Consider the following 22979-nt stretch of genomic DNA (forward strand, 5'->3'; position numbering starts at 1 on the left):
AACGACAAACGAATGGATCGTCCACCAAAGGTGAAGGATAATGTTGAAAAAGAAATTTAAAGCCGGTGTTGTTCAGTTTGATGTGAAAGCCGGACAAATTGAAACCAATTTGGAGACAGCCCTTGGCTATCTGGGGGAACTGGCATCCCAACAGGTTTCGCTTGCTGTCCTGCCGGAAATGTTCTCCTGCTCCTTTGACAATGACCACTTAAGCCGGCATTCAGCGCAAACCGAACAGGTCGTTGAAAGCCTTTGCCGTTTTGCGGGTGAGAATCGGATGGCAATTGTGGGAACGCTTCCTGAAAAAGAAACGGATCAGATCTATAATACCATGGTGTTCATTGATGTGGACGGACGCGTAAAAGGGACATATCGGAAACTGCATCTTTTCAGGCTGACAGGTGAACATCTGTATTATGCTGCCGGCGATAAGATTGTCACCCTTGACACAAGTTTTGGAAGGGTCGGGCTGATGACCTGCTATGATCTGCGGTTCCCGGAGCTTGCCAGAGCACTGTTCCTGCAGGGGGCAAAAATGATTCTTGTTTCAGCCCAGTGGCCGGAATCCAGAAAAGCCCATTGGAACACATTGGTCACGGCACGGTCTGTTGAAAATCAATTGTTCATGGTCTGTGCAAACCGGACAGGGAAAGAGGATGACTTACGGTTTCCCGGGATGTCCATGATTGTGGATCCCCTGGGGAAAATCCTGAGCAAAGCCGGGGCAAACGAAACAAGTACCTTTGCAGAAATCGATCTGGATCTGGTGACAACCGCCAGAACCTTGATTCCCTGTATGACGGACAGGAGACAAGAGATCTATGGATAAAATGGCCGGTTTTTCTGAGATAAAACAGCTCTCCCGGCAATACAGGGATGCAAAAAAGACCCTTGTATTTACCAACGGGTGTTTTGATATTCTCCACGCGGGACATGTTACCTATTTAAGCCGGGCGGCAGGTTTTGGCGATATCCTTATCCTGGGGCTGAATTCCGATCGCTCGGTGAGATGCATCAAAGGCGAAAAACGACCGGTGATCGGTCAGGAACACCGGGCTTTGGTGGTTTCCGCCCTGGCATGCATTGATCACGTGGTCTTGTTTGATGAACCCGACCCGGGCCGCTTGATTGAAATCATCTGTCCGGATGTCCTGGTGAAGGGGGCAGACTGGCCGGAAGACCAGATCATTGGCGCCCAGTTTGTAAAACAGCATGGGGGGTGTATCCAAAGGGTGTCTCTGGAACCTGATATTTCCACGACAAAGATTATCCAGCGAATCGGTGCATTGTATTATGGAAAAAACTGATATTCGAGTGCATGAGTTCGCACTTTTTAAACAAGACCCCCATATGGTTCATGGTATATTTCCCCGGCAGGGGGGACCCCTTGCCGGGTCCATCGATTTGCGGAACCCTGCGGATTCCGGAGACGAACCCCTGGCCAGGGAAGTCTGCCGGGATCTGGTTGTCAAAAAAATGGGAAAAAAGCCCCTTGTTTTTTTAAACCAGGTCCATGGGGATCAGATCAGGGTATGGACGAAGAATGACCTGAATAACCTGATGGAAGCCGGAAAAAGGGTCTATACGGCAGACGCTGTCATCACCGATGTGAAAGGGGTGGTTCTGGTGATCCTGGTGGCCGATTGCCAGGCCGTCATGCTGTATGATCCCCAGAAAAAAATCATAGCAAACGTTCATTCCGGCTGGCGGGGAAGCATTAACAATATCATTGGAAAATGTGTGGACAAAATGATCCTGGCGTTCGGGTGTCAGCCTGAACAACTCCTGGCGGGTATTTCTCCTTCCCTTGGTCCCTGCTGTTCTGAATTTGTTAACTACAAAGATGAGATCCCGGAAAAACTATGGACATATAAAATAAAAGACAAACCCTATTTTGATTTTTGGAAAATGAGCGCTGACCAGCTGATGGATAAGGGGGTAAGAAAAGAACACATTGAAAATATGAAGATCTGCACAAAATGTCATCCACAAGAATTTTATTCTTTCCGGGGAGAAAACACAACCGACAGGTTTGCCTGTGTTATCAGTATGGCATGATATGGAACTTAAACCAGAACGTTCAAACAAGTGAGAAACCAAATGAAAAAAAATACCACCGTCTGTTTAACACAGACCGTAAAAGCATCGGGTTGAGCTGCCAAAATTGATCCAGGGACACTGGATCGTATTATGGGGGGGCTTGAGATTAAGGGCCACCCCAACCTGATGGTGGGGCTTGATTCACCGGATGATGCCGGAGTGTATAAACTGACTGACCAGATAGCACTCGTCCAGACCCTGGATTTTTTAACCCCCATTACGGATTCTCCCTATGAGTTCGGTCAGATTGCTGCGGCCAATTCTTTAAGTGATGTGTATGCCATGGGGGGCGAGCCCATAACGGTAATGAATATTGTGTGTTTTCCCTGCTGTGATCTTGGGGAGGATGTCCTGGCGGAAACCTTAAAAGGGGGCTGTGATAAAATCAATGAATCCGGTGCTGTTCTCGTGGGCGGCCATTCAGTGGATGATCCGGAATTCAAATATGGACTGTCCGTTACCGGCACCGTGCATCCGGATGCTGTGTTGACCAATTCTGCCGCTGCCCTGGGGGATGCCATTATTTTAACCAAACCCGTGGGAACCGGCATCATGTCCACGGCCATAAAAGCAACGCTTGCCACAACAGACAATATTCGAGACGCTGTGGCCGTCATGTCGCTGCTGAACAAGACGGCAGCAAGCGTAATGAGACAGTTTAATGTCAATGCGTGTACCGATGTTACCGGATTCGGACTGGCCGGGCATTTGCTGGAGATGGCAAAAGGATCAAAAAAAAGCATCACCCTTTTTACCCGGCAAGTTCCCCTGTTACCCGATGTCATTGATTTTGCAAACATGGGACTGGTTCCGGCGGGTGCCCATAAAAACCGCGAGTTTTTTAATTCAAAGACCCAAATCGATTCAGGGGTTGACCGGGCCCTGGGTGATCTGATGTTTGACCCCCAGACATCTGGCGGTCTGTTGATCAGCCTGAACAAAAAAGATGCCCCTGCCTGTGTGGAACGAATGAAAATCCAGGGCCAAAATGCCTGGATAATCGGTGAAATTACCCGGGAGAGTGATACGGGATTTTTGAGCCTGATTTAATGTTTTTTCACGTTGACTTGAGATGCATCATATGGTATTTGCTCTCAAGATAATTTGATCTTTGAGAGCCAACAGAAAGAGTATAAAAGGTAGGACATGAAAAAAGAAACCGGCAAGACCTTCAGAGAACTGGGCTATTTTGCCAGCCTGGGGATGTCCGTGGCGCTTGCTATTTTTATCGGTCTTTTTGTCGGAGTCTGGCTGGATAAGAAATTTGATACAGGCCCTGTTCTAATGTTTATCGGACTGGCATTCGGTATTGCCGCCGGATTCAGCAACATTATCAGGGCGGGTAAAAAGGGAAGAAAATTTTAATGCAGGACATTCAGAAAATAGTTAATTTTGTCACCACTTCAAACTGGCTGTTATTGCTGTTTGGCGGGATGATCGGTCTCATGATGACCCCGATGAAATTTGCTTTGGGGATCATTCTCGGGGGATTGATTGCGGCAGTTAATTTTCAACTTTTGAAAAAAACGCTTAAAAACATGTTTCAACCCGATGTCGTATCAGAGCGGGGACGTTCGCTTGTGGGCAATGTCCTGATAAAATATTATATTCGATTTGCGATAAGCGGGGCGATGATATTCCTGCTTATATCAAACCATATTGTTCATCCGCTGGGCCTGCTGTTAGGTCTGTCGGTGGTTGTGGCAAGCATGTTTATGGCTACTGTGCTTGAGTTAACAAGACTATTTTTCAAGGAGGCGGTATAAGGTGGAACATCCATATTTGTTACTTACGTCATTGTTCGGGATGATCGGGTTGGAAGGATTTGCTGCTAAATATCCACATGTTGTATACATGTGGCTGGCGATGATCATATTGATATTTTTTGGCTGGCTTGCAGGAAAAAGTATTGCCATGGTGCCCAAAACAGCACAGAATGTATTTGAAGTGCTGATTTCAGGACTTGAAGAATTTATGGTCACCGTGACAGGCGACGAAGGCAGAAAGTCTTATCCGCTTGTATTAACCATATTCTTATTTGTTCTTTTGGGGAACCTCATGGGATTGGTTCCCGCGTTTTTTCCGCCAACCGCCAATATCAATACAACATTGGGCTTAGCACTTATCGCAGTTCTATGGAGTCATGTCATCGGCGTTCAACAGCATGGGTTCAAATATATTAAACATTTCCTGGGTCCAGTTCCGGCAATGATCCCTTTGTTTCTCCCCATTGAAATCATTGGGCATAGTGCAAGGGTTCTTTCCCTTACATTTCGTCTTTTTGGAAATATGGCAGGGCATGAACTGGTTGTGGGTATTCTCCTGGGACTGGGCGGTATGTTCCTGGCGCCGCTTCCGGTTATGGCACTGGGGGCATTTGTTGCCCTGGTACAGGCATTTGTATTCTTCTTGTTGTCCACCATGTATATTGCCGGTGCAATAGAAGAATCACATTGATAAGCGTTTTACGGGGAACGGAAGAAGCCCGTTAGTTTTATATTATATTATTAAATTATATTAAGGAGTAACACATGGAATTTCTAGTTGGTAGTGTATGGGCAGCAGGTCTTGCCATCGGTATTGCCGCTTTTGGTTGCGGTATTGGTCAGGGTCTGGGTTTGAGCGGCGCAATGAGCGGTATTTCAAGAAATCCTGAAGCAGCCGGTAAAATTCAGGTTAACATGCTGATTGGTCTTGCAATGATTGAATCTCTTTGTATTTATGCACTTGTTGTCGCTCTGATCCTTATGTATGCTCATCCTGCGCTTAAGGGTGCGATTGCTGCTATGGGCGGACATTAAGCCATACCGTATAAATTAGACAGCTATTTGTAGTAAAAGGGGGGTAAGATATCGTTTCTTACACCCCTTTTTTTTACCCTGTATGTTCGGTCTGGCGGTCAAAAGCACAAGAACACCCGCCTGACCCTGTTCACTGGTCAATGATTAAAACCATAATGAGAATTGCCGGGGGGGTGATGATTTTTCTTGCCTGACTCTATCATTATTGCTATATTTTTCCGTAAAACAGGACCATCTGATATACCATTCAGGTGAAAATTTTACAGGTCGTTAGATTAGGAAGGTGGGTTCATGGAGGATCAATCCCTAGAATTCAAGAAGATAAAGGACATTCCAGGTTTTCCTGAAAGTGTTCGTAAATCATTTCGTATCCCGGTTGAAGACAGTCAGAAGGCCTGGGTTCTAATCAACAATAAACGATATCCCGTACTGGATATTTGTCCGGATGGTATTGGCATTGGACTTGATGATAATGGGACGTTTACCATTGATCAAACCATTGGCAATTGCGAGCTCAATATTTCAGATGAATCAATTAAGGCCTTGAACGGCAAGGTCATTCATTTTTCCTCATGCCTTGATGAAAATTGGCAATGTGGTATTCAATGGATGGACATGGACGAAAAAACGGCCCATCAAATTTCAAAGATCGTTTTAACAATGAAAGAACAATTGCTAAAAGATGATGCTGTCTTGAAGGAGTATTAGTGGCTATTATCGTCTGTCCTAAATGTGCAAAAAAGCATAAGGTCAATTTAGATAGTGTTAAGCAAAATACACTGCTGGGGAAAAAAATTGTTGCCAGATGTAAATCCTGCGGCCATAAATTTCCTGTGCAGCTTGACCGGCTGATGCATCCGAAAATAGAAGCATCCCCGTCACCCGAACCCGTATCAGCCGTCAGAAAGATTTGCGTTACCTTGAGTAAGGGCGGCGTGGGAAAAACCACCACCTCGGTTAATTTAAGTGCCGGTCTGGCCCTGGCCGGACATAAAGTGCTGCTGGTGGATACCGATACCCAGGGCCAGTCTGCTTATAACCTTGGGAAAAAACCAAGAGCCGGTTTGACGGAATTGCTGACCAAAGAGCTCGCTCCGGAAGAGTGTATCATCCGGGCCAGGAAAAATCTTTGGCTTCTCGCCGGCGGTAAATCCCTGGCCGGTGTCAAAAGAATTATTGATCGGAAAAGTTTCGGGGCAGAATGGACCTTGTCTGAGGCCATGAAAGGACTGGATCACCGATATGACTTTATCATTATTGATACCGCTCCGGGATGGGATCAGCTGATTGTCAATGTGCTGTTTTATGCGACGGAAGTCCTTGTTCCGGTGGCATTGGAGGTGATGCCGCTGCAGGGGTTGTCGGAATTTATGAAAAGCCTGGGATCCATTCAGAAATATCGAAAGGAAATTGTCTTAAAATATATTGTTCCAACGTTTATGGATACCCGGATAAAGGGGCCTGAGACCATCTATTCGCAACTCGAAAAATTATACTCGGAATATATGTGTGACCCGATCCGGTATAGTGAAAGTCTTTCCGAGGCACCCTCTTATGGAAAGTCCATTTTTGAGTTTGCCCCCGGATGCACGGCGGCAGCTGACTACAAGGCGCTGGTCAGAAAAGTCACACGAGACGGTTCCGCACTGTTATAAGCGCGCATTCAGGATAAAAGGGGACACCGCCTTTTGCCGGGTTGAAAATGGCGGCAGTGTCCCTTTTTCAGGTGCTATAAATTGCAGATTTCCTGTTTGCTGATCACTTTTATCTTTTTTTCTGCCAAAATTTTTAAGGCTTTATCATGGTCATCAAACCGGAAAATCATGATGGCATTTTTGCATTGCGGATTGGCAAATGCATACATATACTCCACATTGACCTCGTTTTCAGAAAGCGGGTCTAAAATATCATTCAACCCACCGGGTTCATCTTTTACTTCCACAGCCAATACCTGGGTGATGCCAACCGTAAACCCCTCTTTTTTTAAGGCTTTTTCTGCTCGGTCATTGTTATTTACAATCAGGCGCAATACCCCAAAATCAGTGGTATCAGCAAGGGACAATGCCCTGATATTGACATCGGCATCCCTTAAGATGGCCGTGACTTCTGCAAGCCGGCCTTCCTTGTTTTCAATAAATATGGATATTTGTTCAGCGCACATGGTGTTTAACCCCTTAAATTAATTTAAAATTTTCGATTATCGATAACTCTTACCGCTTTACCTTCGCTTCTGGTAATGGTTTTAGGTTCAACAAACATGACCTTTGCCGAAACCCCCAGATACTCTTTGATATCGTTGGAGATTTTTTGTTCCATGGTCTGGAGCGTCTTTATTTCATCACTGAAAAGTGCTTCATCAATTTCCACTTTAACCGTAAGGGTGTCAAGATTATTTATTCTGTCAACCACCAGCTGGTAATGGGGATGGATTTGCTTTGTCTCCATTAACACACTTTCAATCTGGGATGGAAAAACATTTACCCCCCTTATGATCAACATATCATCGGTGCGACCCGATGGCTTGTTCATCCGGATATGGGTTCTTCCACAGGTGCAGGGTTCCGGATTTAAACGGGTAATGTCTTTGGTCCGGTATCGGATGATGGGGAAGGCTTCTTTTGTGATGGAGGTAAACACCAGTTCCCCGGTTTCACCATAGGGAAGGACTTCTCCTGATTCCGGATCAATAATTTCCACTATAAAATGATCTTCAAAAACATGCAGCCCCTTTTGTTCTTCATAACATTCAATGGAAACGCCGGGGCCAATGACCTCGCTGAGCCCATAAATATCCATGGCTTTCAGGTGAAGTTTTTCTTCCAGTTCAGCTCTCATATTTTCAGACCAGGGTTCCGCACCGAAAATTCCGGATTTAAAATGAAGGTCTTTGAAATCAACCCCCATTTCATCTGCCACTTCAGCCAGGTGAAGGATGTAAGATGGGGTACCGGTAAGGATGGTGGGCTTGAAATCCTGCATGATGGTAATCTGCCGCTTGGTATTTCCCCCTGAAACCGGTATGACCGAGGCACCGAGTTTTTCAGCACCATAATGAACCCCCAGGCCGCCGGTAAACAATCCATATCCAAAGGCATTGTGAATAATATCGCCGCTGGTAGCGCCGGCAGCTGCAAAACTTCTTGCCATCAGCTCAGCCCAGGTATCAAGGTCTCTTTTGGTATATCCCACAACCGTGGGTTTTCCGGTTGTGCCTGACGAGGCATGAATCCGAACGATATTTTCCATGGGAACAGCAAACATATCATAGGGATAGTTATCCCTTAAGTCCAGTTTGGTCGTAAACGGGAGCCGTTGGAGATCCTCAAGACTTTTGATATCTGCAGGCTTGATTCCGGCAGTGTCAAATACCTTTTTGTAAAAGGGAACAGTGACGTAAATCCGTTCAATGGTCGCTTGGAGTCTTTTCAACTGAATCGCTTCAATGCCTTCCCTGGGCATTGTTTCGAAATTAATGTTATAAATGGACATTTTTTATTCCTTATGAAATGGGAGACCGTTTAATACAGGTCTCCTTTAAAAACAGGTTTTCTTTTTTCCAGAAACGCACGGGTTCCTTCTGTGGCATCCTCGCTGGACATGGTGAGACCAAACACATCATTTTCAATTTTACATCCGGTTTCAAGGTCGGTATTCAGACCGCTTTGAATGACTTCTTTGGCAGATCTCAGGGCCACCTTTCCCCGTGTGGCAATGAGGTTTGCGGTTTTCAACACCTCTTCCATGAGCGTTTCCGGCGCACATATTTTGTTGACGATGCCATATTCAAGGGCTTCTTGTGCCTTGATGGGTTTTCCGGTAAAGATCATTTCTTTGGCCCGGTTGACACCCACAAGTCTTGCCAGTCTCTGGGTCCCGCCAAATCCGGGAATCAATCCCAGGGTGATTTCCGGCAGCCCGAAAAGCGCTTTTTCCGATGCATAGATGAAATCACAGGCAAGTGCTGCTTCAGCCCCCCCCCCCAGGGCAAATCCGTTTACTGCGGCAATGGCAGGAATGGGCAGAGCCTCAATTTTTGCAAAGACATTTTGTCCTTTCCGGGAGAAAAATTTTCCCTGCAACGGGCTCATTTTTGACAATTCGGCAATGTCAGCCCCTGCAACAAAGGCTTTGTCACCCGCACCTGTCAGGACAAGAACCCGGATCTCCTTGTTTGCGGCGATCTGGTCCAGGGCGGTATCCAATTCATCGAACAGGGCATTGTTCAGTGCATTTAACGCTTTGGGCCGGTTAAAAAATATGGTTGCAACAGGGGCGGTGACTTCAAGAATAATGTTTTCAAAAGACATGATGTTCTCCTTTAGTATCGGTTATAATTGTTTTGGATTTGTTGCTGCTATATATTGTGTAACCCCATCTGCGATGGCATTACAAATGGCTGTCTGGTATGAGCTGCTCATGAGTCGTTTGCATTCTTTTTTGTTGCTGATAAAAGAGGTCTCCACCAGTATGGATGGCATCCTGGCACCCAGTAGAACATAAAAAGGGGCCTGCTTGACGCCCAGATCAGTAATGTCAGAATAGTGTTTGCCCATTCCGGCGACCACAGACGTCTGTACGATATTGGCAAGCCGTGTGGATTCTTCTATTTTTGTATGCTTCATTAGATCACTCAAGATATAGGCCAGATCTGAAATGTTCTTTTCAGAGGTGGCATTTTCTCTGGCTGCCACGCTAATGGCCTGGTTATCGGTGGCCAGGTTCAAGAAATAGGTTTCAATCCCCCTGAGATTTCTGTTTTTAGCCGCATTGCAGTGGAGGGAGATAAACAGGTCTGCTCGTTTTGTATTGGCAATGGCAGTTCTCTCCTCAAGGGTCAATTTCTTATCGGTTGACCGTGTCAGCAATACCGTGCAGTTTAAACGGTCCCTCAGGATCACGGCCAGGTTTTTGGCCATTTTCAGGACGATATCTTTTTCCCAGATCCCTTTAAAATACCCTGGTGCCCCAGGATCTGCTCCGCCATGGCCTGGATCAATGACGATTTTGTTAACCCCCAGGGCCAGTTGCCGGGCAATGTCAGATGATTTTAAATTGTCGGTTGTGACCCGGGAAAATTTTTGAGGTTTGCCGGAAGTGGCCAATTGGCTGCCCGACTTAGCGGTACCACCGCCATTGGACCCTTTGCCCCAGACATCAATGACAATCCTAAACGGATCTTTTAAAGAAAAGATCTTATAATTTTCAAATAGTTTGATATCCACTACAACCCGCACGGTATGGGGCAGATATTGACCGGCCCGGGCCTGTTTTAACAGGTTATCATTGATGGGGATGTAGTCGGCAACCCCTTTGCCCAGTTTGGCATGTTCTATGTCGATATAGAGTCGTTGAAAGGGCTTATCAATATCCGGATCATTTTTCAAGAGTCGATGGGAATAGTCCCTGTCCTTATCCGCATTAACGACAATCCGGGTGTATTCCGGATTGGACCAGAACCGCAGATCGTTAATCGTGGCGTCCCCGGAAGCCTTGGTTTCAGCTGGAGCAGATTTTTTAACAGGCCCTTGTTTTTTCGGTGGATCCTTCTTTTTCCGTTCTAGTGCCGCCACGTTCCGGTTGTGATCCTTTTTTTTGATAAGGCCGGTTTTTGGGGTCAGGTTTTTGGGAGCAGGACCGGACTTTTTTGTTGCTGTGTAAAGACCCGGGGGGATGTTGGCAGACTTGAGAAGGGATTCTGCACGCCTGCCATAGGCACTCGTTGGATATTTGTTCCGGATTCGCGCCAGCAGATCGTTAGACTGCATCTGGTAAGTGTCCTTGCCGGATAACCGGGAAAGGGTCCGGTAGAGCTGAGCGGCTTTATACATCCCTGCGGGTGCCCAGGAGCTTTCAGGATAAAGCCTGTAAATAATTTCATACCGGCTGATGCAGTTCAGCCATTCGGTGGCCTTTTTCTGCCTGGCTGAAGAATGACGAAGTTTTTTGTAGCAGGCGTCTGCTGCCAGATATTTTTCTTTGGCACTGCCGGCCACCCCGGTTGCCGTGAAAACAAACAACCCAATAAAAAAAAAGGTGAAAAAACATAAAGAGAGTATGGCGGTCTTGAGATTGAGCATATCCTAACGCAGAGCTTTCTGTTTTAAGTCATTTAATACGTTCAACGCTTCAAGGGGTGTCATACTTGAAATGTCCATCTTCTCCAGCAGGGTTTTAATGGCGTGCTCGTCCGTGTTAAATAACTCCAATTGATTCACATCCTTTTTTTTCTTTCTATGCTTGGGTTTTGACGGTTGGGGGTGGGGGATGTGATCTGGGGTGGCATTTTTCTGTTCAATGCCGGATAATATCTGTTTTGCTTTATGGATCACAGTGTCCGGGACCCCGGCAAGCCTGGCCACCTGGATACCATAACTTTTATTGGTTCCCCCCTTAACCAGCCGTCGTAAAAACACAATGTTATCATTGAATTCTTTGACGGCAATATTAAAATTCTTTATCCTGGGTTTTATTTCTTCTAATTTTATTAATTCATGATAGTGAGTGGCAAAAAGGGTTTTTACGCCTTTGCCGTTTATATCATGAAGGTATTCAGCAACGGCCCAGGCAATGCTCATCCCATCATAGGTACTGGTTCCTCTTCCGATTTCATCCAGAATCACCAGGCTGTCGGGTGTGGCATTGTTGACGATATTGGCGGTTTCTTCCATCTCCACCATAAAGGTACTCTGGCCGGATGACAGGTTATCCAGCGCACCGACCCGGGTGAATATCCTGTCCACAATGCAGACAGATGCTTTTTTAGCCGGCACAAATGATCCCATTTGTGCCATAAGCACCGTCAGGGCAACTTGTCTCAATACCGTGGATTTACCGGCCATATTGGGGCCGGTGATGAGCAGGGTCTGGGTCTCGGTATTGTCCATTTCAATGGAATTGGGAACATACCGTTCCCCTTTGATCATTTTTTCCACCACTGGATGACGGCCCTCTTCAATGGAGATGATATGCTGGTCATTGATATCCGGTCGGGTATATCCGTTTTCCGATGCCACCAGGGCAAGGCCTTGAAGCACATCCACGGTGGCAATGAAATCTGCCATTTTTAAAATAAGGGTTGCCTTTGAAATCACCTTGTCCCGGATGGTGCAGAAAATTTTATATTCCAGTGCATTACGTTTGTCCTGGGCATTCAGTATGGTGGATTCAACCTGTTTCATTTCATCTGTGATGTATCTTTCCGCATTGACAAGGGTTTGCTTGCGGATATAATGATCGGGAACCGAATTGGCCTGGGCTTTGGACACCTCGATAAAATAGCCGAACACTTTGTTGTATTTAATCTTGAGGGAGGACAATCGGGTTTTTTGTTTTTCCGTTGCCTCAGCCTTTGCAATCCAGGATTTACCATCCCGGGAAATCAACAGCAGTTCATCCAGTTCAGGGCTGTACCCATCATGGATTAATCCGCCTTCATTGATTACATGGGGGGCATCTTCCCGGATGGTTCGTTCAATTAAATCGGCCAGTGAACCCAGTTCTTTGACGATCAGCGCCTGATCTTCAAGGGTGTTTCCATTGAGCAAAGGACTTTTGAACAGGATAAGTTCCTTAAAGAGAAGGGGCAGCTTTTTCAGGGAGTTCTTAAGGGCGATCAAATCCCTGGCACTGCCCTGGCCCATGGAAATTTTGCTGCCCAGACGTTCAAGATCATAGACCGATTTCAGGTGGGTGATGATCAATTGATGGATATGGGCCGCCCGGGTGATTTCTTCAATGCAATCCAGGCGCTGGCAGATGGCGTTTCGATCAATCAACGGATATCTGACCCAGTTCTTGATCAGCCGTGAGCCCATGGCGGTAACCGTCCGGTCAAGCACGTGGATCAGGGTGCCTTTTTTGTCCAGTGTCTGTATGTTGGTAAGGATTTCAAGATTTTTGCAGGACCTGTCATCAATTACCAGAAAGCTTTTCAGATCATAGGGGGTGAGTTGAAAAATATGTGCCGTGTCCTGCATCTGGGTGTTCTGAACATAGGCGAGGATGGCCCCGGCAGCGGAAATAGAGGCGGGAAGATTTTCTGCACCGAATCCTTCAAGGCTCCTGGTTTTAAATTTACGTACGAGTCTTTCTTTTGCGTCTTCAACGGAAAAATCACTCGTGTCAAGATAAGTGATTTGTCGGCCGTTAAACGCCTGCAGGACATGCTGATACACAGGGTCTTTTTCAAAATTGGACGGCAGCAGGATCTCTTTGGGATCAACCTTTAATGCCTCATCAATCAGTTCTGCCGGTATTTTTGACTGCGGGCTCTCAACCTGGGTGGTTTTAAAGGTCCCGGTTGAGATATCCAGATAGGCAATGCCGGACACTTCCCTTGTTTTTGCCAGGGCCAGGACAAAGTTGTTGGATCGTTTGTCCAGTAATTCTTCGGCTAAAATCATGCCCGGGGTAATGACCCGGACCACTTGTCTTTTCACCAGCCCCTTGGTTGCCGAAGCATCTTCCATCTGTTCGCACACGGCAACCTTGCATCCGTTTCCAATGAGTTTTGCGATATAATTGTCCGCAGCCCGAAAGGGTATCCCGCACATGGGGATCGGGTCGGTATCATTTTTATTCCGGGAGGTTAAGGCGATTTCCAGAATCGAGGCTGCTGTTTTTGCATCCTCAAGGAACATTTCATAAAAATCTCCCATCCGGTAAAACAATATGGCATCTTTATAGGATTCTTTGATGGACAGGTATTGCGCCATCATAGGCGTATTTTTTTGGGGACTCATGGGTAACTTTGTTTCAGCAGGATCAATCCATTGTATCAGATTTTTTACCGTCCTGGGTGCTGTCTTCAGCCGTCTCGGCCAGGGCATTTTCTTGTATCTGTTTTTTTATATATGGATCATGTTGAAACACGTCCAACTCTGATTGAAGCGTATCAGCCTTCTGGGTAAGGGACGCAATGGTGCTGTTTTTTGTTTTTATTTCTTTTTTTAATCCAAGCTTTACCGCAAATCCTTTGATGCCGGCCAGGATGAGGCCTAGAACAAAGCAGATCCCAAAGTAGGCAATATTTTGAAGCGCCGGTGTTGTCCAGTGCCAGGACCCCACTTTAAGATCAAGTCTTAATGCCTGGGTTGTCATAAAATATTCTAAATTCTGATAAATTAAAATGCCAAGCAATACGATGATAATCAGCCACAAAACGTATTTAATTGTTTTCATTAATCGACTCCATGTTCAATTTTGTATTGTAATCGGTTCTGTTCTGGTGATCATAGATTAAATTTTCTTTTTTTTCAATTCTTCTTTTCATATAACCAGGCTTAAATACTGAAGTTAACAGCAAGGGGCCAGATGTTAAACTCAACTTTCGGAGTTGGCCATTTCCATGGGGTCAGGCTTTCCTTATTGCACTTTTTACCTGTCTGATCATGAAATAATGATAAAAATCACAATAAAAAAAGCCTGACCCCGTCCAATAAGGCTAAAGACCGAAAGTTGAGGGTTAAATCTGTCCGGGCATTAAAGGAAAACAGGATGAATCAAATTGATGTCACGGCTTTTTGAAAACAGGTTCCAATTCAGCTGCTCCGGTCGAACCTGCTTCGACACTTCAGCGCATGAAAAATGAAGATGGGGGGGTAATTTGGGGTTTTTATGGGTGTCACAGACCCTTGCAATGACAGCCCCTTTTTTTATGATATGCCCTGGTTTTAAGCTTTTTTCAGGAATGATGTGGGCATATACAAAAAGGATACGTCGATTAAACCCCAATGAATTTTCATGTTCAACCACCAGGGTCTGCCCCAGAAAATCATCACAGATATTGACAATAACCCCATCCGCCATGGCCGGAACCTTAATGGATGTATCAAACTGCCGCAGTTTGTCCGGAATTGTTCGGAAATAGGTAATGTCTATCCCTTCATGGGCAGACTGCCGGAATCTAAAGTCTCCCCACCATTTATTCCAGGTTGAAAAGAGCATCCCACTATGGAAAAGCCATTGAACGGGGTGGGCATTTCTCAGATCACTTCCCAGGTCATTGACCTGGGAAATGGTCTCAAGATAGTCGGAAAATGCGCTCATTACAGGGCTTTTAGGATAATCTTATGTCCCATGAGGTTAATATCTTCAATAATGCCTTTGACTTCCATGCTTTCTCCCAAAAGGCCACGTAAAAGAAACGTATCCTTGCCGGCAGGGGTTATGGTGGCCACATTTTCCATAACCAGTTGTTCATCATTATTCTTTTTTATGTATACATTGGATTCACACATTGTTCTGTCCCTTTATCCGTTTATGGATCATTCAATATCATTTTTATCTTTAACGGTATCTCTTTACCACAATCAATGACCGCATCTCCATAGTTTTTATTCCTGCCACAGGTGGCTGCCCGATTGTTTTTACCCTCCGGACTCCAGCCGGTTCATTGATTCGGTGGTATAATACCATTAATGACGGATGGTTTTCAATGTGTTGTTCCGATTACCAACCATTCTCATTTTCCCCGGATCTGTTTTGTTGTTTGTCCTAATTGTGATAATATAAAAAATTTTAAATTGTTAAAGATGAGGATTATGGCTTTCATGGACAAGACACCGGCGGATCTTGAAATCAGATGGGCAGCTCAGCTTTCCCGGGAACACCAAGATATTTCATGGAAATACGGCGTAAATCTTACACCGCCGACCATCAATATTTCTTCTGGAAAAAAAGAGCAGGGAAGTTGGGTACATGGTACAAAAACACTTTCGATTTCACGTCATCTGATCCAGACCGAAGTCTGGGATATCGTGCTGGAGGTCCTGAAGCATGAAATGGCACATCAATACGTTTCCGAGTTTTATGATAATGCCGATGGTCATGGCAAATATTTTAAGCGCGCCTGTGAAAAATTGGGAGTGCATCCAGCCTTTGTTGCCGGCGGCAAGGCATATCATAAACGATTACAGGAATTCAAAGGGGAACTGCCGGCGGATGCCCGGAAAATGTTAAGGAAAATCGAAAAACTCATGGCCCTCGGGCAGTCCAGTAACGAGGCAGAGGCCCAGGCAGCATCCAGGAAAGCCAATTATCTGCTGAACAAATACAACCTTCAGAGAATTCATACAAGGGAAGATGATCCAGACATTAAATACCTGACAATCTGCCATAAGAAAAAGCGGATTGAAAGCATCCAGAGAGCTGTTTTGTCTGTTTTGAGGGACTATTATTATGTGAATTGTTTGACATCCCGGACCTATCACCCTCAAGACGATGCCGTTTATAAAAGCATTGTCCTGGTTGGAAGGAAAGAGGCGTTAATTGTTGCAGAATATGTGTATCATTTCCTTCTGGATACCGGTCGGACACTTTGGCAGAGTTTTAAAAAGCGGCATAACGCCAAAAGAGGGGATAAACTTTCTTTTGATATGGGATTTATTTCAGGGATTAATCATAACCATCGATTGATGTTTGAACAGTCAGATATACAGGTCCGTAACGACACATCCCTTCCCGTACAAGCAACCAGGGCCCTCATGGCCCAAAACCATGAAGAAAATCAAAAAGAGGTATCCCGACTTTTCCCCCGGTTACAATCCGTACGATACGGCAGGCATCAGTCGTCATCCGGCGCCTTCAAAGAAGGGTTTAATAACGGGAAAAACACGCATGTCAACAAAGGACTGTCCCGTCATGGGACAGGGATAGCCGGCCTGATAACCCGCTCCTTATCTCACCCATGATAATTTCTGAACCGTTCGAGGGAATCAACATCTGCCTGCAGGATGAGGGTGTCCCCGGCTTCCATGATCATGGATCGGTTGGGGTTGTAAATGATGGTCGGGTTGTTTTTCCTGATCAGGGCCAGTATCAGGAGTTGGGCAAAGGCCGGAAAGTTGATATCACCGACCGGTTTACCAACAAGTGAAGATTCTGTTGAAAGGGTAATGTCCTCAATACGCACAATACAATTTTTGTCCCGCATCATCAAATCAAGGTAGCCGACGACTTTGGGGCGGATCATCTGTGAAGCGATTCGCAGCCCACCGATGGCGTTTGGCATTACCACCTCGGCACCCAGCAATTCGAGTTTGCCGGCAAACTCACGGTCACGGCAGCTTGAGAACAGCTTGATCTCCGGGTTCAGCAGTTTACATGTCACCACGACACAGAGATTGTCTTTGTCATTGTCCAGGGCAGAAATGACGCCTTTGGCCTTTTTTACGCCGGCATTTTCCAGGTCATCCGCGTGGGTGGGATCTCCCACCACTGCCGGAAAATTCCCAAACTGGCTTTGTAAAATCTTTATCAGCTTTACATCTAAATCTATCAGCACAAAGGGTACCCCGGTCAAGTGAAGTTCCTTAATTACATAGAAACCAGCGCCCACAGCCCCACACAAAATAATATGTCCGGTTAGTTTATTGATTTGTGTTTCCATTCTTTTTCTCCAAAAAACATTGGTGAGTTCACCATCCACCAAAAAAGCGGTAAGGGTTGAAACAAAATATGCAGCCACACCGAGTCCGCTAAACAGTATAAAAATAGTGAACAGCCTTGCACCGGGGACGAGATTAAGGTTGATGACTTCGCCAAATCCCACGGTAGTAAGCGTGATGGCCGTCATATAAAAGCAATCACCAAGACCCCAGGGCGGATCTGGTTGCTCAAGCTGTCCTAACAGGTAATATCCTGTTGTACCAATTACCGTTACCGCCAGCAGAAAGATGCCGGTCAGGTAAATTCTCCTTCGGAGATCATCTGACATAAAAAACCTATGTAAGCTATAGTTATCTTACTCAACTTTCGGAGTTGGCCATTTTACATTGGGTCAGGCTTTCTTTATGGCACTTTTTACCTGTCTGGTCATGAAATAATGATAAAAAGCACCATAAAAAAAGCCTGACCCCTTCCATTAAAGCTGAAGACCGAAAGTTGAGTTATCTTAATTCCTCATTCTTAGGATGAATAGATAGGAGAACCTTCTTTTTGTCAAGAGGCGGATTGAAAAATATGCAGTACCCGTGGTTCTTGCGCATTGCAGCATATAGGTCCCGATGCCGCAGCCCCGGCACCTGTAACAAGGATTAAAGGAAAATGCCCGGCAATGGTTGCACCGGTGGTCATCAAAATGGGTCGCAACCGGGTTATGGCAGCTTCATGCACTGCTTCCCGTTTTGTATGGCCGGCTTTCTGAAGCTTGTTGGCGAATTCCACGATGAGAATGCCGTTTTTGGAAACCAGACCGACCAGGGTGACCAGCCCCACTTGGGAATAGATATTCATTGTGGTGGTCCAACCATGGGTCCAGAAGGCCACATTGGGGTCCGGCATTTTCAAGAAGGTAAAAATCAGGGCACCAAACATGGCCAGGGGTACTGAACCCGCCAGGATCACAAAAGGATCACGGAAACTGTTGAACTGGGCAGCCAGCACAAGAAAAATCAAGACCACTGCCAACCCAAAGGCCTGGATGAATTTATTGCCTTCAGTCCGTAACTGACGGGATTCCCCGGTGTAATCAATCACATAACCCTGGGGCAGGATCCTGGCGGCTTCGCCTTCAAGAAAACCCAGGGCTTCATCCAGGGGACGAACTGCCACCCCACTGATTTTAACTGCATTGAGCTGCTGAAATCGATTGAGGGAGCGCGGTACAGTGCGGTTTTCAATGGTGGCAATGGTACTTAACGGCACCAATTGGTTAGCCGGACCTGTGACATAGATATTTTGCAGCTGGTTTGGGTTGAGACGATCCACACGCCTGATCTGGGGGATGACCTTGTAGCTGCGGCCGGCAATATTGAATCGGTTGACAAAATTTCCCCCCATCATGGAAGCAAGATCAGCACCCACCTGCTGCAGATTGAGGCCGAGATCAGCCACCTTGTCCCGATCAATGACGATCTCGGACTGGGGTTGATCGATTTTAAGGTCGATAAGGGGAGGGAAAGCAAACATGCCGCTGTTCATGGCAGCTCGCTGGATCTGGCCGGCGAAATTCAGGATCTGTTCAGGCTCGGCCGTGGATGCCAGTATAAATTCCACCGGGAACTGACCACCACCTGGAAGGGCTGGCGGGGTCACCGGGAACATGCGAATACCGGTGATGCCGTGTAACTTCTGTCGAACTTCAGGCATGATCTGGAAGATATTTCTATCCCGCTCCTGCCAGGGTTTAACCACCATCCCGCCAAAGCCGGAGGAAGGCTGTGTGATTTGAAATACAAACTGCCTTTCCGGTACACTCAAAAAAGCGTCATTGACCGCAGACGCATAAAGACTGGTTTGATCAAGGGTGGAATTGGCGGCTGCGTCCAGGATACCGAAAATAACCCCCTGGTCTTCAACCGGCGCCAGTTCCTTTGCCGACATGATAAACATGGGAATGGTCATCAGACTTATCAGAATCCAGACCATATACACCGCTGGCCGGTTATTGAGCGTGCTGTTTAGCATCCTTCCATACAGATTTCTGATTTTTTTGAAATCACGCTCAATTTTACCTGCAAAGCCGCGTTCGTTCATGCCTGACTTGAGCAGCCGTGAGGCCATCATGGGCGACAGGGTTATGGCCACGATGCCGGAGATGGTCACGGCGCCTGCCAGGGTAAAGGCAAATTCCCGGAATAAAGATCCGGTCAAGCCGCCCTGCAGGCCGATGGGTGCATAGACTGCCGCCAGGGTAATGGTCATTGAGATCAGCGGACTCACCAGTTCCCGTGCGCCCATGAGGGCTGCCTGCATGGGGGACTCTCCTTCAGCCAGGTGGCGTTCGACATTTTCCACCACAACAATGGCATCATCCACCACCAGCCCCACAGAAAGAACGACAGCCAGGAGGGTTAACAGGTTGATGGTGAAACCAAACACCTGCATCAGGAACACGGCACCGATCAGAGAAAGGGGAATGGCCACAATCGGAATGAGGGCCGATCGGATTGACCCCAGAAACAGATAGATGATGCACACGACAATGAGCAGGGTTTCGCTCAGGGTCTTCACCACCTCATGAATGGCATTGTCGATATAGGCGGTGCCGTCATAGGCAATACGCCCTTTTATGCCGTTGGGCAACTGCGCTGAAATACCGGTCATTTCCGTGCGGATGCGCTTTATTACATCCAGGGCATTGGCATTGGGAAGGGGCCATATCCCCATGAAAACAGCTGTTTGACCGGAAAATCGTACCTCCGTATCATAGTTTTCAGCGCCCAGGGCCACATCACTGATATCCCCAAGGCGCAGGACTGAACCATTTTCCTGCCGGACCACCAATTGCTTGAATTCCTCAACAGAGCGCAGGTCCGTATCTGTGGTGAGGTTGACCTGGATCAATGATCCCTTGGTTCTTCCCACAGCTGCCAGGAAATTGTTGGCAACCAGGGCCTGGCGAACCTGCACCGGACTGATATTAAAGGCTGCCATGCAATCGGGTTTGAGCCAGATACGCATGGCAAAGGTCCGTGCCCCCAGAATATCTGCGCGCTGGACCCCTTCCAGAGCGGAAAGCCTGGGTTGGACAACTCTTACCAAATAGTCGGTAATCTGGTTCTGCTTGAGGACATCAGAGGTGAAGCTGAGATATGCTGAAGCAAACTGGCTGTCAGCTGATTCCACGTTGATAATGGGCACTTCTGCTTCAGGGGGCAGGTCTCCTCGCACCTGGTTAACCTTGGAACTGATTTCTGAAAGCGCCTTGATGGGATCATAGTTGAGTTTCAGCCGAACGTTAATAGTGGACAGCCCCTGGGCACTCACCGATTCAATGTAGTCAATGCCGTCGGCAGCAGCAATCGTCCGTTCCATGGGCGTGGTAATAAACCCCCTCACCAGTTCGGCATTGGCACCCACATAGGCTGTGGTGACCGTGACCACTGCATTGTCACTGCGCGGATACTGGCGTACATTCAGCGAATTAACGGCCTGCAGTCCGGCGATCACAATCAGAAGGCTGACCACCAGCGCCAGGACCGGATGCTGAATAAAGATATCGGTAAATTTCATGCTTAACTTTCCGTTGGCTGGGGAGACAATTTGAATTCAGGTGCCAGTTTATTGTCCACCACGACGCTCTGGCCGTTACGGAGCTTGAACGTACCGGTACTCACGATGGTGTCCTGTGACAACAGCCCTGATATCACTGTGATAAAGTCCCCTCGTTTTTCTCCCAGACGCACAAACTGCTGCCGCACAATTTGGCTTGCAGGGGACCCCTTGCGGTCTTTTTTTTCTTCTATTACAAAGACCGAGTCGCTATACGGAGCATACAGCACGGCCGTGGCAGGAATGGTCATTACATCTTCTCTGGCGGGTAACACCACGGCCACATTTACGTACATGCCTGACCGCAGTTGCTCATCCGGATTGGCAAGTTGTGCTTGCACGTGAACGCTGCGGGTGGCAATATCCACTTGCGGGTTGATTGCCGTGATTTCACATGTAAACACCCTGCCGGGCAGAGCATCAGAGGTCACTCGAACCGTTAAACCGGTATTGATCAGCGATAATTGCTGCTGCGACACGATGCCCGGCCTTAAAAGCACCGTCAGTCTTGTTGAATGTCACCGGGATGATTTCAATAAAATTAATCCCATTCAGGAGGAATCTTATGGCCAATGAAACTGTATCCCCAAACGCCACCAAACCAATTACGCGGGTGGGTCTTGGCGGAGAAGGGGTGCTTCGGACAACCGGGAAGGCACAAGCTGCCCAGGAAGTGATTAAAGTGGCGCTAAACCATTCACCAGCGAAACTGGAGTTTCTCAACTGAAAATCGGGGAATCGCAAACTTCTGGCCCCCCCCAGATCGCTGGAGACGGCCATGCAATGGCCTGGAAAGCCGGTGCCGAGTTCACCATGATGGAAAAGTCAAAAGCAACACCCTTTGGCAGTGGCAATGTCTTTCCCCCTTATCATTACCTGTTCAATGGGCGTTAATCCGGCAAGATAGCAGAGATCTGAAGGGGATTCAATATCCCAGACCACCAGATCGGCATCTTTTCCTGCCTCAAGACTGCCCTTTGAATGATCAAGGCCCAGGGCCCTGGCACCATTTATGGTGGCGCCCAGCAATGCTTCTTCGCAGGTCAGGTCAAACAGCAGGCAGGCCATATTCAGGATGAGGGTCATGGAATGAACCGGGCTGGACCCGGGATTGAGATCCGTGGATACTGCCATGGGAATCTTGAGATTCCTGAAGGTCGCCACGGGCGGTTTTTGTGTTTCTTTTAAAAAATAAAAGGCCCCGGGCAACAGAACGGCGGTCACATGATGTCGGGCCATCGCCCTTGCACCGGAAAGGGACAGATATTCAAGATGATCACAGGACAGGGCATTGAATTGGGCCGCAAGCTCTGCGCCGTTGGAGTCGGACAATTGCTCGGCATGCAGTTTGATGTTCAACCCGAGATGTTTGGCGGTTTCAAACACCCGCCTTGTCTGATCCAGGGAAAAGGCAAGGTGTTCACAAAACACATCCACAGCAGTGGCAATGCCCTGGGCTTTTACCGCGGGCAGCATGGTTCGGGTCACAAGATCAATATAGCCGTCCGGGTTGCCGGTAAATTCCGGGGGCAGGGCATGGGCCCCTAGAAAGGTGGCTGCTATGTGCAACGGAAACGTTTCCTCCAGGCGGCGAATGACCGCCAGGAGTTTGAGTTCGGTTTCAAGGGTAAGTCCATACCCGGATTTGATTTCAAGTGTTGTGATGCCCTGCTTTAACAAAGTGTCCACCCGTTTTGCAGCCAGGGTGAACAAGGCATCCGATGATGCGTTTCGCGTGGCATTCACCGTGGCAAAGATACCGCCGCCCACCTGTGAGATCTCCTGGTAGGTGGCACCCGCAAGCCGCATTTCAAATTCGTTGGATCTGGAACCGCCCCAGACCAGATGGGTATGGCAGTCCACAAATCCCGGCAGGATCCAGCGGTTGTTGCAATCGATGATTTCCCGGCATCGGGGGGTAATATCATCCGGCAGGTCTTTTTGGCTGCCCACCCAGGAGATGGTTTTTCCGGTAACGGCCAGGGCAGCTTCTTTTATAACGGACAGGGACGCGTCGGCCATGGCGGCAAGATGACAATGGGTAAAGAGCGTATCAATTTTACCCGGCAGCAGGGGGGGCATATC

24 protein-coding genes are annotated in these 22979 nt (G+C 47.3%); 12 read left to right on the forward strand and 12 right to left on the reverse strand.

What is annotated here, in order from left to right:
* Positions 1-40: 40 nt before the first annotated feature.
* The 10 genes from Q1Q15_RS11425 (at position 41) to Q1Q15_RS11470 (ending at position 6556) form a co-directional block, all read left to right on the forward strand.
* Positions 41-829: a carbon-nitrogen family hydrolase gene (locus tag Q1Q15_RS11425; RefSeq protein WP_300459789.1), complete on the forward strand. Its 789-nt coding sequence runs from the start codon at positions 41-43 to the stop codon at positions 827-829.
* On the forward strand, positions 822-1307 hold the full coding sequence (gene rfaE2 / locus Q1Q15_RS11430; protein ID WP_300459791.1) for a D-glycero-beta-D-manno-heptose 1-phosphate adenylyltransferase: 486 nt from the start codon (positions 822-824) through the stop codon (positions 1305-1307). Before Q1Q15_RS11425 ends, rfaE2 begins: the two co-directional genes overlap by 8 nt.
* Complete coding sequence (pgeF, locus tag Q1Q15_RS11435; RefSeq protein WP_300459794.1) at positions 1294-2058, forward strand: peptidoglycan editing factor PgeF; 765 nt, start codon at positions 1294-1296, stop codon at positions 2056-2058. Before rfaE2 ends, pgeF begins: the two co-directional genes overlap by 14 nt.
* Positions 2059-2100: 42 nt before the next feature.
* Entirely contained in the window at positions 2101-3150 is a 1050-nt protein-coding gene (gene selD, locus Q1Q15_RS11440; RefSeq protein ID WP_300459797.1) for a selenide, water dikinase SelD, read from the forward strand.
* Positions 3151-3246: 96 nt separating this feature from the next.
* On the forward strand, positions 3247-3465 hold the full coding sequence (locus tag Q1Q15_RS11445) for an AtpZ/AtpI family protein (protein ID WP_300459799.1): 219 nt from the start codon (positions 3247-3249) through the stop codon (positions 3463-3465).
* Positions 3465-3866 carry an ATP synthase subunit I gene (locus tag Q1Q15_RS11450; RefSeq protein ID WP_300459802.1) on the forward strand — a complete coding sequence of 134 codons (402 nt, stop codon included), beginning with the start codon at positions 3465-3467 and terminating at the stop codon, positions 3864-3866. Before Q1Q15_RS11445 ends, Q1Q15_RS11450 begins: the two co-directional genes overlap by 1 nt.
* Before the next feature lies 1 nt (position 3867).
* The gene (gene atpB / locus Q1Q15_RS11455; protein WP_300459805.1) at positions 3868-4557 is read left to right on the forward strand and encodes a F0F1 ATP synthase subunit A; all 690 of its coding nucleotides are present in this window, start codon (positions 3868-3870) and stop codon (positions 4555-4557) included.
* A 74-nt stretch (positions 4558-4631) separates the two neighbouring features.
* On the forward strand, positions 4632-4901 hold the full coding sequence (gene atpE / locus Q1Q15_RS11460) for an ATP synthase F0 subunit C (RefSeq protein ID WP_022664077.1): 270 nt from the start codon (positions 4632-4634) through the stop codon (positions 4899-4901).
* Between the two features lie 291 nt (positions 4902-5192).
* Positions 5193-5609 (forward strand): hypothetical protein, encoded by a 417-nt coding sequence (locus Q1Q15_RS11465; protein ID WP_300459809.1) that lies wholly within the window; start codon positions 5193-5195, stop codon positions 5607-5609.
* Positions 5609-6556 carry an AAA family ATPase gene (locus Q1Q15_RS11470; RefSeq protein WP_300459811.1) on the forward strand — a complete coding sequence of 316 codons (948 nt, stop codon included), beginning with the start codon at positions 5609-5611 and terminating at the stop codon, positions 6554-6556. Before Q1Q15_RS11465 ends, Q1Q15_RS11470 begins: the two co-directional genes overlap by 1 nt.
* 74 nt (positions 6557-6630) lie before the next feature.
* On the opposite strand, the gene Q1Q15_RS11475 is transcribed toward Q1Q15_RS11470, so the two are convergent.
* The 8 genes from Q1Q15_RS11475 to Q1Q15_RS11510 all read right to left on the reverse strand — a co-directional run bounded on the left by Q1Q15_RS11475 (position 6631) and on the right by Q1Q15_RS11510 (position 15139).
* Positions 6631-7062: an ACT domain-containing protein gene (locus Q1Q15_RS11475; protein ID WP_300459813.1), complete on the reverse strand. Its 432-nt coding sequence runs from the start codon at positions 7060-7062 to the stop codon at positions 6631-6633.
* 23 nt (positions 7063-7085) lie between these two features.
* The gene (locus Q1Q15_RS11480; protein ID WP_300459815.1) at positions 7086-8390 is read right to left on the reverse strand and encodes a phenylacetate--CoA ligase; all 1305 of its coding nucleotides are present in this window, start codon (positions 8388-8390) and stop codon (positions 7086-7088) included.
* 29 nt (positions 8391-8419) lie between these two features.
* The gene (locus Q1Q15_RS11485) at positions 8420-9208 is read right to left on the reverse strand and encodes an enoyl-CoA hydratase-related protein (protein WP_300459818.1); all 789 of its coding nucleotides are present in this window, start codon (positions 9206-9208) and stop codon (positions 8420-8422) included.
* A 21-nt stretch (positions 9209-9229) separates the two neighbouring features.
* A complete protein-coding gene (locus Q1Q15_RS11490) occupies positions 9230-10978 on the reverse strand; it encodes an N-acetylmuramoyl-L-alanine amidase (RefSeq protein WP_300459820.1) in 1749 nt (582 codons plus the stop codon).
* Positions 10979-10981: 3 nt separating this feature from the next.
* Positions 10982-13642, reverse strand: a complete 2661-nt coding sequence (gene mutS, locus Q1Q15_RS11495) for a DNA mismatch repair protein MutS (RefSeq protein WP_300459891.1) — start codon at positions 13640-13642, stop codon at positions 10982-10984.
* A 22-nt stretch (positions 13643-13664) separates the two neighbouring features.
* Entirely contained in the window at positions 13665-14081 is a 417-nt protein-coding gene (locus Q1Q15_RS11500; protein WP_300459822.1) for a hypothetical protein, read from the reverse strand.
* 300 nt (positions 14082-14381) lie between these two features.
* Entirely contained in the window at positions 14382-14948 is a 567-nt protein-coding gene (locus tag Q1Q15_RS11505; protein WP_300459824.1) for a M23 family metallopeptidase, read from the reverse strand.
* Positions 14948-15139, reverse strand: coding sequence for a CooT family nickel-binding protein (locus tag Q1Q15_RS11510; RefSeq protein WP_300459827.1), 192 nt, complete (start codon positions 15137-15139; stop codon positions 14948-14950). The genes Q1Q15_RS11505 and Q1Q15_RS11510 overlap by 1 nt, the downstream gene beginning before the upstream one ends.
* A 312-nt stretch (positions 15140-15451) precedes the next feature.
* On the opposite strand from Q1Q15_RS11510, the gene Q1Q15_RS11515 reads away from it, so the two are divergent.
* Complete coding sequence (locus Q1Q15_RS11515; protein ID WP_300459830.1) at positions 15452-16591, forward strand: DUF2786 domain-containing protein; 1140 nt, start codon at positions 15452-15454, stop codon at positions 16589-16591.
* Here the strand turns inward: Q1Q15_RS11515 and Q1Q15_RS11520 are convergent.
* The 3 genes from Q1Q15_RS11520 to Q1Q15_RS11530 all read right to left on the reverse strand — a co-directional run bounded on the left by Q1Q15_RS11520 (position 16582) and on the right by Q1Q15_RS11530 (position 21373).
* Positions 16582-17616 carry a potassium channel protein gene (locus tag Q1Q15_RS11520; RefSeq protein WP_300459833.1) on the reverse strand — a complete coding sequence of 345 codons (1035 nt, stop codon included), beginning with the start codon at positions 17614-17616 and terminating at the stop codon, positions 16582-16584. The two genes, Q1Q15_RS11515 and Q1Q15_RS11520, sit on opposite strands and share 10 nt — an antisense overlap.
* A gap of 224 nt (positions 17617-17840) precedes the next feature.
* Entirely contained in the window at positions 17841-20855 is a 3015-nt protein-coding gene (locus Q1Q15_RS11525; protein ID WP_300459836.1) for an efflux RND transporter permease subunit, read from the reverse strand.
* Between the two features lie 2 nt (positions 20856-20857).
* Positions 20858-21373, reverse strand: coding sequence for an efflux RND transporter periplasmic adaptor subunit (locus tag Q1Q15_RS11530; RefSeq protein ID WP_300459839.1), 516 nt, complete (start codon positions 21371-21373; stop codon positions 20858-20860).
* Between the two features lie 86 nt (positions 21374-21459).
* Between Q1Q15_RS11530 and Q1Q15_RS11535 the strand changes: the two genes are divergently transcribed.
* Entirely contained in the window at positions 21460-21621 is a 162-nt protein-coding gene (locus Q1Q15_RS11535; RefSeq protein WP_300459840.1) for a hypothetical protein, read from the forward strand.
* 98 nt (positions 21622-21719) lie between these two features.
* Here the strand turns inward: Q1Q15_RS11535 and hutI are convergent, their stop codons facing one another.
* Positions 21720-22976: an imidazolonepropionase gene (gene hutI, locus Q1Q15_RS11540; RefSeq protein WP_300459843.1), complete on the reverse strand. Its 1257-nt coding sequence runs from the start codon at positions 22974-22976 to the stop codon at positions 21720-21722.
* Between the last annotated feature and the right edge of the window lie 3 nt (positions 22977-22979).

This window comes from Desulfobacula sp. (assembly GCF_030145145.1).
In the GTDB taxonomy this organism is placed as follows: domain Bacteria; phylum Desulfobacterota; class Desulfobacteria; order Desulfobacterales; family Desulfobacteraceae; genus Desulfobacula.